This is a genomic window from Lysinibacillus sp. NPDC056959, from assembly GCF_042674095.1.
Taxonomy (GTDB): domain Bacteria; phylum Bacillota; class Bacilli; order Bacillales_A; family Planococcaceae; genus Lysinibacillus; species Lysinibacillus zambalensis.
In genome coordinates, this window is the sequence record NZ_JBHURE010000042.1 from 1 (window position 1) to 17,710 (window position 17,710).

A 17,710-nucleotide genomic window follows, 5' to 3' on the forward strand; every position below is an offset into this window, starting at 1 on the left:
TAATTTTAATTGTGCCTGTTGTTGTTTCGAAAATAAATTTTTAGTCATCCTATTTACCACCACTCGTTTTTTTCTTCATTATAAACAAAAATACCATATAAGATGACCTTTTTGAAAGTGTCTATCTTATAGGGTGAATTTTATTTTTTATCTGGCTGACCTTATAATATCAACGGGGGCTTTAGTAGAATAAGAAGGACCTAAATAATCAAACTTTATTATAATTCAATACAAAGGTTAGGCTCTGAATAACTGTTAAAATATGGTTAAAATATGAAATTTAATTTATATTGTTTTATCAAAAGTGGTTATTAATATAATACTTAATTGTGATTTTGATGTGTTTAAAGTGAAAAAGAAGTGATTATAATAGTAGATTCACCTGAAATATATTACTATAGGTAAGTTTTTGATAGATTTGTGTGAAGATGTATCATATGATAAATTTGTAAAAAAGGAGGAATATTATGAAAAAACTGAAAAGTAAGACTCTAGCATTGATAGCCGTTACTTCTATAGGTACTTCGTTTGCGATGACATCACCAATTTCTGTAAGCGCTGCACAAAACACTGGCGAAAATATAATTGTAATGCAAACTAAAAATGAAATAGAAGATGCAAAGGTACCAATTGAAAACTTAGTAAATCATTTTGTGAAAAATCTGGATAAATATTATCCTGACAAGGTACAAGGTACGTTTCGAGAGGATAAAGATCCGCAAATTACTTACAATAATTTCAAATTTAATCAATTTTCAGTTCAAGGCGATGGTTCACCTGTAATTACTAGTTCAGAAAATGTATATGTAGGAAGAGAAACTTTAACAAATAACACGGATATGGAACAAACTTTAACGACGCAAAGCTTTACTAAAAGTCTTTCGACTACTGTTACTAGCTCGACTACACATGGATTTTTATTTGGAGTAAAAGCCACTGCTAAATTTAATATACCTTTTGTTGGAGAAACGGGAATAGAAATGTCAACAGAATACAATTTTTCTGATACATCAAGTTATGAAGATAGTGAATCGTATACTTATATAGTTAGTCCGCAAAATATTCGAGTTCCTGCACATTCATCTGTTGAAGTCATTGTTATATTAAATACTGCTAAAATGAACGGGGATGTAAAACTTTTGGCAAATGCATCTGGAACTGTGACGGCTAAGCCATATTATACTTTTCCTCAATACCCTAATATAGATTTATGGGCCCATATTGATAATATGAAATTGAATGAAATAGCAGGGATGGTTTCACAAGAAAATTTAAAAAATATTTCTCCTAATTCAGATGGGGAAACAATTAATTTAATAGGATCTGGTAAGTATGAAGCAAAATATGGAACTACATCTTCCGTCACGGTAAACCCTGTGAATACAAAAGGGAAAGTAGCAGATAAAGGGTACACATATAATGTGAATCCGGAGATTGTGAAAGAGAATTAAGCTAAAAGCTTATAGATTTTGACTCCTTAGTATATGTGAGTGATGAGCAATTCAATAGCTTCACTAATAACTAAAAATTTTTAACATATTAAACAGAAGTTGTTCACTTATCTTTTGGAAGTGGATGATTTCTGTTTAATTATGCTAAAATAATTCCCTTAATAAAAAACCTATTAAATTTTTTCTAAAATTGTTCTAATGAAAGTAGTTTTCTCTTCTGTATATTTCTGTTTATTATTTTTATTTAACTTTGCTAAATTAAGTTTGAGCTGTTCATATTCAATTCTTGCTTCATCATTATCTCTCAAGTAATCTCTGAACTTTAGCTGTTCAAGTAAATATTTATTTCCACATTGATACATGTGGATTTGATAGATTCTTGGTTCACCCTTACTAAAATAGTGTCTATCAGGCAAAATATTTGTTCCTCTATACGAATATCCCAACTCCTCTAAAGGTGAGGAAGTATTCGCACCATCTTTAAAATCTTTGATTTCTATGGCTATGTCAATAATTGGTTTTGCACTTAAATGTTTTACTGATGTACTTCCTATGTGGTGAATATTCATTATATATTCACCTATTTTATCTTGTATTTTTTCTTTCTCTGAAAAAAAATTTTTATTCCATTCCTCTGTCCAAGGAACTAAGAATACTTCTCCTTTTGGCAAGCCTAACATCTTATTCCCCCTTTTAACGTTAATACCGTTTTTTTAACCAGAATATTATACCACACTGAAAGACTCTTTTAATACTCTGCCCTGTTAGTTGAAGAAGAAATTGAGAACGTTGTTCTCCCTCATAACTTTTTGTAAACATCTGCGTAAGCTACTTTTAGTTGCTCTCTGAGTTGCTTGTTTTCCTCCTTTCATTTTTTGTTTTTCCTTTTTAAAGAGGCAATAAGGGCATCTTATTGTTTTCATTCATTTCTCGTTATACCTGTTTCGATGTAGGAACTTGTAATTGTTGGTTTCGCAATTTTTCAATTCTCGAACGGAGGTCCTTGTTGTTATAGAGCGTTGCTTCAAAAAAGTGGCGAACGGTTTCGAGCAGACCGTGCTAAAGAGCAAGGAATAATTTAAATTAAAAAAATGACTTGATACATATGGGGATTAACAATTTTTGGTATTGTGTTCAGATAGTTCTTGAAAATGCAATATTATTTAATCGGATTTGTCGAATTTTAAAAGCCTCTCGTATTATAAGGCACGTCCGCAGTAAGAAGTGAAAATGAAAGTAAAAGTAAAAGTAATTGATGAACAATCATTTTTATTGCTAAGTCACTTACTAAATTAAAGTCCCCCATAATTTACTTATAGGCTAAAATAACAGAAATTACAGATTCGAAAAAACTAGTAATCATAGAAATAAAAGTGTTTCTTGTCGAATTTAAACTATTTCAGTAAAGAACTAAAATAATTGAATATAAAATTTACAGCACGCAATTCCTCCATCAATAAGCCATTTGGTGGGGGAATTGCGTCTTTTTTATTATAGAATAATCGTTTCTTCAAAAATAAAGTTCGCAGATTGATCCACATTAACTCCCGTATATCTCTAGATACACTTCGCAGTATCTCCATATAAACTACACATTACTCCTATATATTATAGCTATCAAGGAGGTAAGGAAAATGAATTTTATCAAACGAGCATTCTTAAGTGTTAAAGCAAGGAAAGGGAAATCGCTAATATTATTTACTGTATTTTTAGTAGTTTCTAATTTAGTATTAGCGGGTTTCGCTATTCAAAATGTCTCACAAAAGGCGAATGATCACGCTAGACAAACATTAGGTGTTGACGTGAGTCTTAGAATGGACGAAGAGAAGCTTATGGAAAATGTGGCGAAACAGCGACAAGAGAATCCAAATGGGAAAATACAACACCCTGAGCTTTTTGCTGATGAAGCAGACCAGTTAGCGAAGTCACCCTATGTAATAGACTACAACTATCTTAAAAGTGACATGCTTGTAGCAGGTGATTTTGCACCTATCAATAGTGAAACGGATGATGAAGGGGTAGTTGGAGCAGTAGGTGGTAGTCACTCTGAAAATATGAAAATGCCTAATACATTTATCCAAGGCGTAAAAAGTTCCGATTTATTGCAAGAATTTACAGATGGAACGAATGAAATTATTGACGGTCGTCCGATTACATCAGAGGATGCAAATAAGAAAGTAACTCTGATTGAAAAACGGTTAGCCGAACAAAACGAGCTTCAAGTTGGTGATAAGTTAAAGATTAAATCAACTGATGAAACATCGGAAGTTGAGTTGGAAATAATAGGGGTATACAAAAATTCCGGGATAACTGACTTCGAGGGAAATTTACCTGCTATGATGCATCCGTCTAACAAAATATACACTAATTATGACGCGACGAAAGAAATGTATGAAGAAAGTGATAAAAAGGGTGCGTCTATTAACGAAGCAATTTACTACTTAAATGATCCAGAAAATATTGAGGATTTTAAAGCAGAGGCAAAGAAATCCAATATTGATTTCGATTTATTTAAGCTAGATGCGCATGATGCTTTATATCAAAAAATGGTAGGCCCTATCGAGAATATTGCCGCTACTTCCAAAATGATTGTTTATTTAGTATCCATTGCAGGATCCATTATATTAGGTCTTATTATTATGTTGACCATAAAAGAGCGACGCAAGGAATTAGGTATTCTATTGGCCATCGGTGAAAAAAAGAGAAAATTAATAGGACAACTGTTAGTAGAAGTACTATGTATAGCTGTACTAGCATTTGGTCTTTCTATCATTACAGGTAAAACAGTGTCTCAAAAAATGGGCGACAGTTTATTACAGCAAGAAGTGATTGCTGCCGAAGATCAACAACAAGAATCAAATACTTTAGGATTCTCGTTTGGAAGTATGAATAAACAAGATAAAGATGTAGAGCCTATCGACGATATTGATGTAAGTATATCATCACAAGATGTGTTGAATTTAGGTGGATTAGGGTTATTAATCGCGATTTTATCAACACTTATTCCAGCATTATCAATTCTTCGTTTAAATCCAAAAGAAATTCTATTAAAAGATGAGTAGGAGGAGTCACATGGACACTATATTACAATTTAAAAATCTATTTTACTATTATCAAAGTAATAATAAGAAGAATACATTATTAGAGAATGTAAATTTCACCTTTGAAACAGGATGTTTCTATAGCATTTTAGGTCCATCCGGTTCAGGAAAAACAACCGCACTTAGTTTAGCAAGTGGATTAGATAACCCAAAAGAAGGACATGTACTTTACAAAGGAAAAGATATACGGAAAATTGGATTAGATAAATATAGAAATAAATATGTTTCGATCATCTTTCAATCTTATAATCTCATTACGTATATGACGGCACTTCAAAATGTCGTCACGGCAATGGAAATTACAGGAGTTAACATAAATGATAAAAAGAGAAGAGCGCTTGAATTATTAGAAATGGTTGGCTTGTCGGAAATCGAAGCAAAAAGAAATGTGTTACAGCTTAGCGGTGGTCAACAACAGCGTGTAGCCATAGCTCGTGCATTGTCTTGTGAAGTAGATTTATTAATTGCGGATGAACCGACCGGTAATCTAGACGAGAATACTTCGGATGAAATTGTAAATTTGTTTAAAGAGCTAGCTCATAAAGAAAATAAATGTATTATCGTTGTTACGCATTCCCAGGAAGTCGCTAAACAGTCTGATAAGGTAGTTTATCTTGAGAAACGAAATTTGGTCTGGAAAAGTTTAAAGAAGAAACGGGAATAAAATGTTATCGAAAATCTATTAATAAAAATGTAAAATTGGAGTGAAAAAAATGTGGACGAAAATAGCACTATCCATTGCCTTAGTATCAATCGGAATAGCAATTGCTCTATTTGCGAATTTGATTAATTTAGGTGGAAACTCGGATCAAAGTGAAACCAATTACCAAGATAATAACACGTATTCAGAAGAAAATATTCCCGATCAGCGACAGTGGGAATCTCCAGATCCAAGGGGAGAAATGACACCAGAACAGTGGGAGGAGTTCATAACAAAACCAGGTGAAAGGACACCAGAACAGAGGGATCCTTACTCATCTAATTCAGAAGAGGATATGATACAAGGTTCTACATCGGGTTCTACATCTCCTAATTGAAATTCTTTCATCTATTAGGTGAATACTCTGAGGTAATAAATTCTATTAGAAAGAAAAGTTCATGATACTTTAGCCCGTCGGATTTACTTTCAGGCAGCAATGACTAGTTATCAATAACGTATATTCCCCTTAGGATAGACAGATGAAAATTAAAATATGTTGATCTTAGGGGGAATTTCGATGAATAGGATTGTATACATCATGAAGATGAAAAAAATAACCTATAAGCTCTTTATGATCACGTCTCTCATATTGTTATCTTTTGCAGTCTTGATTTATTTAACTTTATACTTTTTCCTTCCAACATATTATGAACAATATAAAACCAATCAGCTCCAATCAGGAATAGAGGAAATACTCCATAATTCTAAGAATTTAACATTAAACAATGCGATACCGCTTTTTGACGACTACATCAAAAAGAACAATGCTGTTATTTACCTGCAAACTAAAGAAGAAACTATTATATATTCGCCTACTTTCATGGTGGAGGAAATTACGCAATCACCAGATCTTACGGCAAAAACAGCATTAATAAAGAATGAAGAAACTCTAAGGAATGCATTTTTTGTTACTTTGCCGATTCAATTCCTAGATGAAGGTAATTTAACAGTTACTGTATTCGCGACATTTCAACCTATTGATGAAGCGTCACAGGTTTTAGTACGTTTTCTTCCTTATATAAGTATTATTGTAGTGTGTATCGGATTAGGGAGTGCCTATTTATATTCAAGGTTCATTACAAAACCGCTCATTTATATAAATGAGAGTGCGCAAAAGATGGCAAACCTGAATTTTTCCGAAAACATCGTAGTCCGTTCAAATGACGAATTAGAGGAACTGTCCAATAGCTTGAATGAGATGTCGAATAATTTGCAACAAACAATGATTGATATACAAATAGCAAATGAACAATTAAAAGATGATATTGAAAGAGAAAGAAAAATCGAAACAAAACGTAGGGAATTTTTTGCTACTGTTGCACATGAATTAAAAACTCCTCTCACTGTTATGAAGGGATATTTAGAAGGGATGATTTATAATATCGGCCCTTATCAAAATCGTGACTTCTATTTAGAAAAAAACCACAAAATTATTGAAAGAATGGAACAGCTCGTTCGCGAAATTTTGAGTATGTCTAAACTAGAACAAGATACCTCTAAACTGCAATTGGAAGAAGTCAATCTTTTAGAATTATTTGATTCAATAACGAAAGAGCTTGTTTTTTTTGCTTCTGAAAAAGACATTAAAATAGTAAAACAAATTTCTCCTTACCTGAGTGTACGTACAGATCGTGATTTATTAGAAAAAGCCTTTAAAAACATAATTCATAATGCAGTTACGTATTCACCGCATGGAGAAACAGTATTTATTGAGGTAACTGGGCTTCCAAAAGAAAATCAGATTCAAATAAAAGTAATTAATACAGGTGTTAAAATTAAGGAAGAGGAAATTCAACAATTATTCGAGCCTTTTTATCGAATCGAAAAATCCAGAAATAGGAATACAGGTGGAAGTGGGCTGGGTCTATATATTGTAAAACAAGTTTTTGAATCTCTTTCGATCATCTATACAATGAAAAATACAGAAGATGGCATACAGTTTTTAACTACTATACCTAAATGGATAAGGAAATAACTAAAAAGCACATTAAAACATACAAATTGTCTCAGGTATTCTTTGAGACAATTTTTTACTTTTGAATAGAAAAAATTTAGTATCCGGCAACTTCAATAGGTACTTGAGTAAGAAGTTGGCGGGAGTGCTATGAATATCTATACTTCTAAAATGATATAAAACATGTTAGAACTAAGTTACGATTTGAGAATTGAGAAAATGAAAGTCTTAAGTATAACAAAACGGGGTATTTTTTCTGTATATTGATATAACAGGTGATGTTATCGTGAATAATTCTAGAAAATTGAATTAATGGTGGAGCTCAAATCTACTATGGTTTACTGCACAGAGATAAAATGTTTTTGGAAAATATTCCAGATGTTCCAAAATCTCTACGTAATCTTCAGATAATCTTCACAGTAACTGCAGATAACGCCTATACAATTAAGACTGTAAGATAAAATACTTTAAAAGGGGATTAAAAACTATGAAAAAGAGAAAGAAATTGGCTGCTACTACTTTAGGTGCTGTATTTGCGCTTTCAACTTTTGGAGCTGCGTTTGCTGCCGAAGTTCCAACCGAAATTATTGGAAGTAGTGAAACTGTGAAAGGGCAAGTTGGTAAACCAACTAACTTAGATGAGATTTCTAAAGAAAAAGTACAAGAAATTTTCAACCAAGCAGAAGCTGGTACATTAACGAAAGAGGAAGCAACAAGACAACTTGATGAAGCTCTTGAAATTAAGGGAGATAAAAAACCAGTAAGTAAACCAGTTAACTTAGATAAGATCTCTAAAGAAAGAGTACAAGAAATTTTCACCCAAGCAGAGGCAGGTACATTAACGAAAGAGGAAGCAACAAAACAACTTGATGAAGCTCTTGGAATTAAGGGAGGTAAAAATAAAGTGAGTAGTCCAGTAAACAAACCAGCAAACTTAGATTGAGGTATTTAAAGAAAAGGTATAAGCTATTTAACTAGCAAGAATAGGTACACTCGGAAGCAATAAGCCAACTTAATGAAGATCAGAATAAGAAGTAAGAAAAAACAAACTTAAATAAAATACAGCAATATTTGTACTTTGAGTTTTCTAAACATTCCTCTTCATGAAGTTCATATAAACTCAACCAATGGAGAAACATTTACTTTAAAAAAACTACACTACCAATAGCTGATGATATGCTTCCTATTGTACGAAAAGGGGCTGGGACATAACTAATTTGCACTTACTAAAGACGGATAATTTTTAAATTACAAAGAATATAAATAGAAAACCCGAACTATTACGAAACACAGAATAGCGTTTCGTGATATAGTTCGGGTTTTTCATTGGCTAAAATCCTCTTATCCCAGCCTCTTATGAGGTATGAGGACTCTTCTTTTTATTTAATTTCTTTCCACAAAGACAATGAGAATATCCAATTTGGATCTCCATTTCCTTGATAGCTTTGCACAGCTTCATATATTTTACCTTGATGCTCTACTTTATCACCTTTTGTGTACGCCTTAGATGGACTCCATTGCTCATAAGAAGATCCTTGCTCTTTTGTAGTCACAGTGAAAATGGAACTTTTATTAGATTCATTTCCAGCTGTATCAACGGCAGTGACTGCATACTTATATGGTGTATTGGATTGTAGATTCGTGTCCATAAAGGATGTAGTTTTCGATGTTCCAACTACAGTCATTTGTCCTATAGAAATAGCGAAAATGATTGAAGCGTACAAACAAGAAACTGAGCATGGGAATAAGATCGAATCCTTTAATAAAAAAGTTTCTAATAAAAGTGGTCTTGCAGTAGGTGCAACGGTTATGGTACTTACTCAAATTGTAATGGTTGCTATCATGACGATGACACCGGTACATATGAAACATCATGGTCATGGTTTATCGGAAGTAGGAATTGTTATAGGATTTCATGTAGGTGCTATGTATCTTCCGTCGCTCGTAACAGGTATTCTTGTGGATAAAGTCGGACGAACAGCCATGAGTATTGCTTCAGGAGTGACTTTGTTATTTGCTGGTTTATTAGCCGCATTCGCACCGAGCGATTCTTTGGTTCTATTATCGTAGCACTTTCTTTACTTGGAATAGGGTGGAACTTTGGCTTAATAAGTGGTACTGCACAAATAGTTGATTCAACAGAGCCTTCTACACGTGCAAAAACGCAAGGGCAAATAGATGTTTTAGTTGCACTAGCAGGGGCGTCGGGTGGTGCCCTTTCGGGGATGGTAGTGGCTAATGCAAGCTATGCAACATTATCATTAGCTGGAGGTCTATTATCTTTGATCCTTATTCCAGTTGTCATTTGGTCAAAAAAAGCTTGAGATAAATTATATGATACTAAAAATGGTTACTAAAATAGTTTCAAAGTAACCAATGCATTCTTTTTTAAACAAGCAGTGAAATCAAGAATTTAGAGTAAATTTAAATGAAAATTTTATTAAAAAACAACTTAATTTAAGGTTCTTTTGTTGGCATTCGGTACTCCAAAATGTAAAATCAAAAGAACCTTTTCCTCTTAAGAAAAACAAATAACTATGTAATTAGCTATTTGTTTTATCATCTGCTTTTGTTTGATTACATGCCTTAATTACCTCATTAAAGGCTACTATAATTTCCTCGATTGTATATCCCGCCTCGAGTAATTCATTAGTTATTTGTTCTAATTTGTACATATGTTCATTCCTTGATGATTTTTAAAATCTAATTAGTCGTTATAAAAATGTAGGCATTGACAATAATTAAATTATCAGTTTTGAAAACAAAAGTACATTTAAAAGACAACGGATTGGCACTTAATGATTTAAGGTTAGGGAAGTAATGAAAGGCATCATGCAACTTTACGCTTTGTGGCAGAAGTCGACAATAGAGTGGTTGGTTGGATTGCGATTTCACCTGTATCTACCCGAGCAGTATATAGTGGAGTTGGGGAAGTAAGTGTTTATATATCTAGTGACAGTATAGGGAAGGGCATTGCCTCACAATTGTTTAAAATACTAATTGAAGAAAGTGAGAAGGCAGGATTTTGGACACTTCAATCATCTATATTTGCAATAAATACCTCAAGCATTCAATTACATAAAAAGATGGGCTTTAGAATAGTTGGTACGAGAGAAAAAATTGCTCAATTAAATGGGAAATGGCATGATACGATAATGGAAAAAAGAAGTGTGGAAATGTTCTAATAGAAATTTAAAATATGGTGACTAAACGACAATACTTGGAATAGTTTCAAAGTAACCAATGACTTTAATGGGTTGCTTCGAAGTGAAGTGAAACCCATTTCCTACAATCATTTTGATGATATAGAATACATATTTCAAAAAATATTATTAATAAAAAAATGTCTGCTAATGATAGAAAGTAGACATTTTTTTGTGAAGGATTTCCTTTGTAGAATAAAATTCCAATACCCTTAATACGTTGGCGTATATTTTCTAAAACAAAAACTTAGAGTCGAATATAGACAAGAAACAAGGAATTGATAATATTGGCATAAGCTCACAACAAAAGGAAAGTATGATTAAAGATAAAGTACATAATGGCTCTAAATGAAGTTCCGGTAGAATACAGAGAAATAAAACGGTTAGAAATTACAAACCAAGTAACGAAAGCGGTTGAAGAAGAAATAGAGAACATTAAGAGAGAGATTGATATATTCTCGGATGATATTAGTCATTACGCTGAAAAAAAGATTGCAGAAAGTTTTGCAGATTTATATAAAGTGAGTGTACCAATTATTTTGCTTAAAGGTCAGTGAATACCAATGATAGCCAGTCTTATAATAATTTTCACTCGTTCCATTGTAATAAAATCTAAAGTTAGTCCACATATCGTGTTTATACTTCTTTCCTAATAAATCACCTTTTTCAACATATTTAACCCCGCTTAACGGATTTTTACAGCGTTACCAGCCAAAAATAAGCCTTTATTGTTTGATTACCCACCTACACCAATCTTAGTACAAAGAATTTCACCATGATGAAGGCCTATTCCAAAATCTATTTGAACACATGGGAGGGTACGACATCATAAGCATAGCAGAGATCCAATTGTGCATCACATAATGGAACTTAAAGTTAATTTTATCCAATCAACTTTAGCGAAGCGTACTCTCTAGGTCACAATGTATTGAAGAAGTAGAAAAGTTTAAACTGCGGTGAAAAAATATTTTCACTAATTTAAAAACGCGTCAAACCGTTGATATCCAACGTTTATAGAGGAATGTTGATTTTTTCGTCAATAAGAATTGACTTTCATTATAGTTGTAACTATAATAGTTACAACTAGTTGTAACAGCATCTGTTACAGGTGAAAAAACACTGTATATTCAAGCAAGTGGTGCTTTCTACTCTGAAGGTCCAGCTGCAGAACTAGAAATGGGGCATCGAAATCATTAAGTAAAGATGAATTTTTTTGGTGTTCCTTCTTTTGAAGCAATAGTATGTTGAAGGGCATAACAAGGCGCCTGAAAAAGCACAATAGATTAAAGAAGATGCAATTCTAGGAGCTAAAAAATTAGCTGAGAATTTATAAGTAAAAGCGAGATTGGTTAAAAATAAAAAATAAAGGTAGGCGTTTTTAATGAAGACAAAACAAGACACACTTATATATGTATGGGATGCATATTGTGGATGGTGCTATGGATTTTCAGAAAGTATAAGAGGTTTTTACAAAAATCATCCTGAAATGCCGTTAACTGTTTTATCCGGAGGATTATTTTTAGATAATCTACCAATAAATAAATTCTCATATATATCAGAAGGTAATAAAAGAATTAATCAACTTACTGGTGCAGAATTTGGTCCTTCATATCAGGCTTTGTTGTCAGAAGGTACTTTTACTATGAATTCAAAAGATGCTGCAATTGGCTTTTCTGCTTTACGTTCATTAGCACCGAACCGTTTGTTAGAATTTACTTCAGCTATGCAAAAAGCGTTTTATAATGATGGGAAAAGTCTGAGCGATCCTGAAACATATCGTAAGATAGCTATTGATCATCATTTGGATCCTGAACAAGTACTAGAGCGACTAAAATCTCAAGAAACTATAATAGATGTTCAAGATGATTTCAATAAGGTTCAACAACTTGGTATAAATAGTTATCCTTCTTTACTTCTACACAAGGATAATCAATTAATTCCTATTGGTGGCGGAGTAATGACATCGGATAAAATTGAAGCGCGTTTTAAAGATTTGTATTAAAGATGGTTCAATTTTAAGTTTCTATAGATTTAATACACATACTTTCTCACAGAAAGGGAAAATAAAATGTAAGGATTTATAAAAGAATGGTATTTATAATTCATTTGCAACTAATAAAACTACATTGCTTATTAAATAACTTCACCAAAAAGGAGATGAAATTCTATGTTTAAAACAATCGAAATAAATCAAAATGATGTGAAATTGACGATATTTAGTTCTGAAGAAAAAAGTTTTATGGTGACTGCAACTTTAGTTGAAAAAGCAGGACATGCATTCTTAATAAATGCGAAATTTACTCAATCCGATTCGAAAGAAATTGTAGATTATCTGAAAAAAAATAAAGTATCATTAGATAAAATTTTTATTATTCATGGAGATCCTGACTACTATTTTGGATTAGAAAGTATTAAAGCAGCGTATCCAGAAGCCATTGCGTATGCCACAGAATCTACTGTGGAACATATTGTTCATTCTGTCTTAGGGAAATTAAAAGTTTGGAAAGATGCACTTGGAGAAAACGCACCAAGTAATGTTGTATTGCCTCAAGTGTTAGCAGAAAAAACTATTGACTTTCAAGGTTTAACATTTGAACTTGTAGGCTTAGATAATTACAGAGCGAGCTTATTTAATAAGGAATTAAAATTATTGATTGGTGGCATTGATATATTCAACGAAATACATGTTTTCTTAGCAGATACTAGCTCAAAAGAAGCAATGGAATCTTGGATTGAGAACTTGAAAGTGTTACAAGGATTAAATGCTAACATAATCGTACCAAGCCATGGTTCAATTGAAAAATCTTTAGATAATCAAGCACTTATTGCAACTATCAATTATCTAAAAACTGCAATTAAATCTTCTGAAGTAAGTAAAACTTCTACGGAATTTGTTGCAAAGCTTGAAGCAGCATATCCAGGCTATGCAAATAAAGGCGTATTAGAATTAAGTGCTAAAGTTGTAACGAAAGAAATTCCTTGGGGTTAATGTTATGAATAAATATCAAAAATTATTACATGAAACATATGTATTAACTAGTGAAGGCAAATTGGATGCCTTCAAAACGTATTTAAGCGATAATGTATCTTGGACAGAAGCTGCTGGATTTCCTTATGCGGGTACTTATGTAGGTCCAAATGAAGTAGTGAAAAACGTACATGAACGCCTTGGAACCGAATGGGATGGCTATTCTGCAAAAGATGAAATCTATGCGTTTAATAATCACACTGTTATTGTCTACGGAAAATATATTGGGACGTATAAAGCAACAGGAAAATCATTTATAGCAGACTTTTGCCATCTATATGAATTTGATGAGAATGATAAGGTTAAAAAATTTATTCAAATCGTGGACAGCGCAACTGTCAATAATGCATTAAGTTTAAATTAGTTGTTTGTAACTTAACTTGAGTAGCGTCACATGCCCATCAAACTAAGATTTTGAAGTACCCCCATAAAAATTATTTTGAAATCAAGTCTTCCGTTATACGAGAGGGCGCTTTAATGAATTTGTAAATGGAATACTTCATGTTAAATCTACAGGCGATTATTTAGTAGTAGAACGCCCATTACGTGGAAAACTTGAAATCGAAGTGGTTGCGGTTCAGGTCTCTCCAGTTCTACAAATCCTGGTCTTTCTGTTGCAGATCCCTACGTGGTATTCCATTACGGTGATCTGAAGGTTATCTTAGGAAATTAAATTATAAAACCTCAAAACGAGTACAGGATGCAAAAAAAGCTCCGTACTTGCGGCTTTATTTAAACAATTTTATTGTCATGTACCAAGCTTAGTTGATGGCTATGGTAATAATCGGATTTTCGTTACACACTATAAGAAGATTGAAAGGCTTAGGAGTTATTCCTAAGCCTTTTTAGAGGTTCCAATGCAAGAAAAGTTATGAATATAACATTGGTTTTATGTAGTCAAAAAGCTTTTGTTGGCGTTCAACACCGAAGATATGAATCAAAAGAACCTTTTTTGCATAATGGGGTGATGTTTTTTGATTTAATATGAAAAGAGATTGGTTAACACGAAAGTACACTTTAAGACTTTTTTTCGATGAGAATCTTATCTGTGAGTTATCCCAACAGTTGCCTAGACGTGATATTTAGTCCCATATTCAGGTGATATCGTAAGTATAGGAGACTCTATTTTAGTTGAATGATGAAGAAATGCAAAAAATAGAAGGTTTTATGTTAAGGAAGTCAAAAAAATGAAAAAGGGTGTTTTAATTTAAGTATTTCGTCCGATAAAAGCTTAGGGTTAAAATTTAAACGATAAAAGAAGGGAAGATGGGAACTGAGTAGGCTGCTTTCTTTTTAAGTCTAAGAAACCACAATATTGTACAAAACACACATCTTAAAAACTAATAAAAACAAAAGGAGAACGGTTTATGAAAAAATTATTTGGAAGCTTTAAGGGTAAGATTTACACATTATTTGCTCTTATCTTACTAATTCCAGTTATTTCTGTAGGAAGTTTATCGTATCTTTCCGCAAAAGATTCAATAAAAAACGAAATACTTTTTAGTGCGAATGAAAGTGTAGAAATTTTAAATACACTAATCGATCAGACCATTAGTGAAAAAATAAATGATATCACTGTTTTTAGCGAGGATATCAATTCTTCTAAGTATGAACAGCAGGGGTCTGCAGTAAAAACAAAATTTCAACAATATATAAAGCTGCATCCAGATGTTCAGAGCATTTATATCGGAACAAATGAGGGAGCATTTTTTCTAGAACCAAAAACGAATAGCGCCGATTATAATCATTTAGAACGAGAATGGTATAAAGAGGCTACAGCATTAAAGGGGGAAGTCCTAATTACGAAGCCTTATATAGGTGAAGGAACTGGAGATTTGGTCGTAACAATTGCTCGTCAGATAAAAGATCAATCTGGGGTAATAGCAATTGATATAAAATTGACAAATCTCCAAAAAATCGCTAGTTCTATCAGTATCGGAAAAAATGGATATCCTTCTATTTTTGGTGAAAATAAAATTGTTATTTCACATCCGACTATAGAACAAGGTAGTGAAATAAAAGAAAGCTTCATGGACAAAATGTACGATAGCAAATCTGGCACGTATGATTATGTCTTTGACGGTGATGATCGAATTATGTTCTTTACAACGAATGAATTGACAAACTGGAAAATTACTGGAACGATTTTCGCGAAGGAAATTGACCAATCAGCATCATCTATTTTGTATAAAACGTTTCTTGTACTAATCGCTGCAATTGTAATCAGTGCAATTGTATTCTTCTTTGTCATGAAGGCAATTATAAAACCGATTAAAGCGCTCAAGGATAGTGCAGTAACCATAAGTAAGGGTGATTTAACTGAAAAAGTGACGGTAAAATCTCATGACGAAATTGGACAGCTAGGGCAAGCCTTTAACGATATGCAAGACAGTTTAAGAACTCTTATTCAAAAAATTGAACAAAATGCTGAAGAGGTAGCCTCGTCGGCAGAAGAGCTAACAGCCAATGCTAATCAAACAAGCATTGCTACAGAAAAGGTGGCCATTTCGATACAAGATGTTGCTACAAGCACAGACACGCAAACAACGAGCGCCAATAAGAATGCAGAATCTTTACAGGAGCTTTCCAAGGCCATTCTTCATATCGCGGAAATCTCTTCTACTGTGACGGATCTTTCACAGCACGCAACACTACAAGCAGATGAAGGTGGACAGGCAGTCCAGGATACAAAAGATCAAATGCAGTCTATTCATGTATCGGTGACAGATTCAAACACGAAAATTCAAACACTGCATGAACGCTCTCAACAAATTACGTCCATTTTAGATGTAATTACAAGCATTGCAGATCAAACGAACTTACTTGCTCTCAATGCAGCAATTGAGGCAGCAAGAGCAGGGGAGCACGGAAAAGGCTTTGCAGTTGTTGCTGATGAAGTAAGAAAGCTGGCGGAGCAATCGCAGGAATCTGCAAAGCAAATTTTCGAGCTAATCAATGGTATTCAATTAGAAACAGAACAATCCGTAAACATCATGGCAAAAGTTACAGAGGATGTTCAAAATGGTCTACATGTATCGGATGAAGCGATCACGAAATTCCAAGTGATTAAAGCAAGTATGGATAAAATTACACCTAAAATGGAAGAGGTATCTTCTGCCTCTGAACAAATGTCAGCAAGTGTACAAGAGGTGACTGCTGTTACGGAAGATTTGGCATTCTCAGCAAAAGGAAATGCAGCTGCCTCAGAGGATGTTGCAGCGTCTACAGAGGAACAATTAGCTTCGATGGAAGAAATTAATGCTTCTGCACAAGCGCTTGCGCATATGGCAGATGAATTAAAACAACTCATTAGTCAATTTAAATATTAACAGAGTCAGACATAATAAAAATCACGATTCCCTTTTTAGTGTACCCTTTGTAAAGGACATTTTAAAAAAGCTCTAGGCACTTGAAGAAGATCCGCATGGTTGAATGCACCTTGAGTTAATTTATTACCATTCTTCTTTAATTCCTTATTGTATTCAGGGAGATATCTATCGTTATTTTATTAGATACTTCATATGCCAAAATCTCATTAAGATTTTTTATTGAATTTGTAAATCTGCTAATAGTTTGTTAACAATCACTACTCAACGAACGGGTGCTTTATTGAAATAATAAAACACATTTTTTAATAAATCCAATTTCTAAAGCTACATCGATAGATTGGAATAAGGATTGATGACTACTTTATCATCTGATTTCAAATCAAGCATTACTCAATAATAGAAAGATTGAAAGGCTTAGGAGATATTCCTAAGCCTTTTTGGAGGTTTTCAATGAAAGAAAAGCTATGAAAATAGCTTTGATTTTTTATGTATTCAAAAAAGATTCCTTTGTTGGCGTTCGGTACACCGAGTGCTGGCAGTCCTGTTTAACTAAACAGGCAACAGACCGCCCTAAAAATACCATAGCAGAAGATTTTATTTCTATTTTAAATATGGTTACTAAGCAATAACACTTGGAAATGTTTCGGAGTAACCAATGGCTTTAAAGGTTAACTGCGTGAATGCAGCCAAAGTATCCAGGTAACAAGTATAGTAGCTGCTGAATAATTTTAAAGCCCAGGTACTTAATTAATTTTGAGCCTGGGCATTTGTGTTTGGAGTTGTTTCCTAAGCTTTTTTGAGGTTGTAACTGAAAGAAAAGTTATGAATATAGCATTGGTTTTTTTATGTATGACGGATTGTAATATTAAGTGCAACACCCAGAAGTCAATATAAAGGAAGCCCATAACGACCTCGTGTAGAATGTAGTTACCACACCAACATTC

General features: G+C 33.1%; 13 protein-coding genes and 5 pseudogenes. 14 read left to right on the forward strand and 4 right to left on the reverse strand.

The genetic code is table 11. The annotated features are described in order from the left end of the window. The first annotated feature begins 467 nt into the window (after positions 1-467). Positions 468-1,451: an ETX/MTX2 family pore-forming toxin gene (locus tag ACFTQ7_RS23960; protein ID WP_386831748.1), complete on the forward strand. Its 984-nt coding sequence runs from the start codon at positions 468-470 to the stop codon at positions 1,449-1,451. Between the two features lie 173 nt (positions 1,452-1,624). Here the strand turns inward: ACFTQ7_RS23960 and ACFTQ7_RS23965 are convergent, their stop codons facing one another. Together ACFTQ7_RS23965 and ACFTQ7_RS23970 are read right to left on the reverse strand one after the other, a co-directional pair. Further along, the gene (locus ACFTQ7_RS23965) at positions 1,625-2,131 is read right to left on the reverse strand and encodes a GrpB family protein (protein ID WP_386831750.1); all 507 of its coding nucleotides are present in this window, start codon (positions 2,129-2,131) and stop codon (positions 1,625-1,627) included. A gap of 119 nt (positions 2,132-2,250) precedes the next feature. Then, positions 2,251-2,477 (reverse strand): annotated as a pseudogene (locus tag ACFTQ7_RS23970) (DUF6262 family protein); the annotation flags it as partial. Positions 2,478-3,085: 608 nt separating this feature from the next. Here ACFTQ7_RS23970 and ACFTQ7_RS23975 point away from each other — a divergent pair. The 5 genes from ACFTQ7_RS23975 (at position 3,086) to ACFTQ7_RS23995 (ending at position 8,149) form a co-directional block, all read left to right on the forward strand. Next, the gene (locus ACFTQ7_RS23975) at positions 3,086-4,513 is read left to right on the forward strand and encodes an ABC transporter permease (protein WP_386831752.1); all 1,428 of its coding nucleotides are present in this window, start codon (positions 3,086-3,088) and stop codon (positions 4,511-4,513) included. 10 nt (positions 4,514-4,523) lie between these two features. Next, entirely contained in the window at positions 4,524-5,216 is a 693-nt protein-coding gene (locus ACFTQ7_RS23980; RefSeq protein WP_386831754.1) for an ABC transporter ATP-binding protein, read from the forward strand. Between the two features lie 49 nt (positions 5,217-5,265). Next, positions 5,266-5,589, forward strand: coding sequence for a hypothetical protein (locus ACFTQ7_RS23985; protein ID WP_386831756.1), 324 nt, complete (start codon positions 5,266-5,268; stop codon positions 5,587-5,589). A 180-nt stretch (positions 5,590-5,769) separates the two neighbouring features. Next, positions 5,770-7,227, forward strand: coding sequence for a sensor histidine kinase (locus ACFTQ7_RS23990; RefSeq protein ID WP_386831758.1), 1,458 nt, complete (start codon positions 5,770-5,772; stop codon positions 7,225-7,227). A 466-nt stretch (positions 7,228-7,693) separates the two neighbouring features. Further along, positions 7,694-8,149 (forward strand): hypothetical protein, encoded by a 456-nt coding sequence (locus ACFTQ7_RS23995; RefSeq protein WP_386831760.1) that lies wholly within the window; start codon positions 7,694-7,696, stop codon positions 8,147-8,149. A 436-nt stretch (positions 8,150-8,585) separates the two neighbouring features. On the opposite strand, the pseudogene ACFTQ7_RS24000 reads toward ACFTQ7_RS23995, so the two are convergent. Beyond that, positions 8,586-8,897, reverse strand: a pseudogene (locus ACFTQ7_RS24000) (carbohydrate-binding protein); the annotation flags it as partial. Here ACFTQ7_RS24000 and ACFTQ7_RS24005 point away from each other — a divergent pair. Continuing rightward, positions 8,896-9,530: pseudogene (locus ACFTQ7_RS24005) on the forward strand (MFS transporter); the annotation flags it as partial. The pseudogenes ACFTQ7_RS24000 and ACFTQ7_RS24005 overlap by 2 nt on opposite strands. Before the next feature lie 219 nt (positions 9,531-9,749). On the opposite strand, the gene ACFTQ7_RS24010 reads toward ACFTQ7_RS24005, so the two are convergent. After that, positions 9,750-9,881 carry a hypothetical protein gene (locus ACFTQ7_RS24010; protein WP_386831762.1) on the reverse strand — a complete coding sequence of 44 codons (132 nt, stop codon included), beginning with the start codon at positions 9,879-9,881 and terminating at the stop codon, positions 9,750-9,752. Positions 9,882-10,049: 168 nt separating this feature from the next. Between ACFTQ7_RS24010 and ACFTQ7_RS24015 the strand changes: the two are divergent. The 7 genes and pseudogenes from ACFTQ7_RS24015 to ACFTQ7_RS24045 all read left to right on the forward strand — a co-directional run. Then, positions 10,050-10,391 (forward strand): annotated as a pseudogene (locus ACFTQ7_RS24015) (N-acetyltransferase family protein); the annotation flags it as partial. Positions 10,392-10,747: 356 nt separating this feature from the next. Then, on the forward strand, positions 10,748-10,966 hold the full coding sequence (locus tag ACFTQ7_RS24020; protein WP_386831764.1) for a hypothetical protein: 219 nt from the start codon (positions 10,748-10,750) through the stop codon (positions 10,964-10,966). Positions 10,967-11,510: 544 nt separating this feature from the next. Further along, positions 11,511-11,691, forward strand: a pseudogene (locus tag ACFTQ7_RS24025) (FMN-dependent NADH-azoreductase); the annotation flags it as partial. A gap of 99 nt (positions 11,692-11,790) precedes the next feature. After that, positions 11,791-12,411: a DsbA family protein gene (locus ACFTQ7_RS24030; RefSeq protein ID WP_386831766.1), complete on the forward strand. Its 621-nt coding sequence runs from the start codon at positions 11,791-11,793 to the stop codon at positions 12,409-12,411. A gap of 165 nt (positions 12,412-12,576) precedes the next feature. Next, on the forward strand, positions 12,577-13,398 hold the full coding sequence (locus ACFTQ7_RS24035; protein ID WP_386831768.1) for an MBL fold metallo-hydrolase: 822 nt from the start codon (positions 12,577-12,579) through the stop codon (positions 13,396-13,398). A gap of 4 nt (positions 13,399-13,402) precedes the next feature. Then, complete coding sequence (locus tag ACFTQ7_RS24040; protein WP_386831770.1) at positions 13,403-13,801, forward strand: nuclear transport factor 2 family protein; 399 nt, start codon at positions 13,403-13,405, stop codon at positions 13,799-13,801. A 1,003-nt stretch (positions 13,802-14,804) separates the two neighbouring features. Continuing rightward, entirely contained in the window at positions 14,805-16,766 is a 1,962-nt protein-coding gene (locus ACFTQ7_RS24045; RefSeq protein ID WP_386831772.1) for a methyl-accepting chemotaxis protein, read from the forward strand. Positions 16,767-17,710 lie beyond the last annotated feature (944 nt).

What these genes read in the sequence shown, in the direction of transcription:
- ACFTQ7_RS24010 (WP_386831762.1), bottom strand. Translation starts at nt 9,881, where the DNA reads ATGTACAAATTAGAACAAATAACTAATGAATTACTCGAGGCGGGATAT.
- ACFTQ7_RS24035 (WP_386831768.1), top strand. Translation starts at nt 12,577, where the DNA reads ATGTTTAAAACAATCGAAATAAATCAAAATGATGTGAAATTGACGATA.
- ACFTQ7_RS23990 (WP_386831758.1), top strand. Translation starts at nt 5,770, where the DNA reads ATGAATAGGATTGTATACATCATGAAGATGAAAAAAATAACCTATAAG.
- ACFTQ7_RS23995 (WP_386831760.1), top strand. Translation starts at nt 7,694, where the DNA reads ATGAAAAAGAGAAAGAAATTGGCTGCTACTACTTTAGGTGCTGTATTT.
- ACFTQ7_RS24030 (WP_386831766.1), top strand. Translation starts at nt 11,791, where the DNA reads ATGAAGACAAAACAAGACACACTTATATATGTATGGGATGCATATTGT.
- ACFTQ7_RS23960 (WP_386831748.1), top strand. Translation starts at nt 468, where the DNA reads ATGAAAAAACTGAAAAGTAAGACTCTAGCATTGATAGCCGTTACTTCT.
- ACFTQ7_RS23980 (WP_386831754.1), top strand. Translation starts at nt 4,524, where the DNA reads ATGGACACTATATTACAATTTAAAAATCTATTTTACTATTATCAAAGT.
- ACFTQ7_RS23985 (WP_386831756.1), top strand. Translation starts at nt 5,266, where the DNA reads ATGTGGACGAAAATAGCACTATCCATTGCCTTAGTATCAATCGGAATA.
- ACFTQ7_RS23965 (WP_386831750.1), bottom strand. Translation starts at nt 2,131, where the DNA reads ATGTTAGGCTTGCCAAAAGGAGAAGTATTCTTAGTTCCTTGGACAGAG.
- ACFTQ7_RS24020 (WP_386831764.1), top strand. Translation starts at nt 10,748, where the DNA reads ATGGCTCTAAATGAAGTTCCGGTAGAATACAGAGAAATAAAACGGTTA.
- ACFTQ7_RS24040 (WP_386831770.1), top strand. Translation starts at nt 13,403, where the DNA reads ATGAATAAATATCAAAAATTATTACATGAAACATATGTATTAACTAGT.
- ACFTQ7_RS24045 (WP_386831772.1), top strand. Translation starts at nt 14,805, where the DNA reads ATGAAAAAATTATTTGGAAGCTTTAAGGGTAAGATTTACACATTATTT.
- ACFTQ7_RS23975 (WP_386831752.1), top strand. Translation starts at nt 3,086, where the DNA reads ATGAATTTTATCAAACGAGCATTCTTAAGTGTTAAAGCAAGGAAAGGG.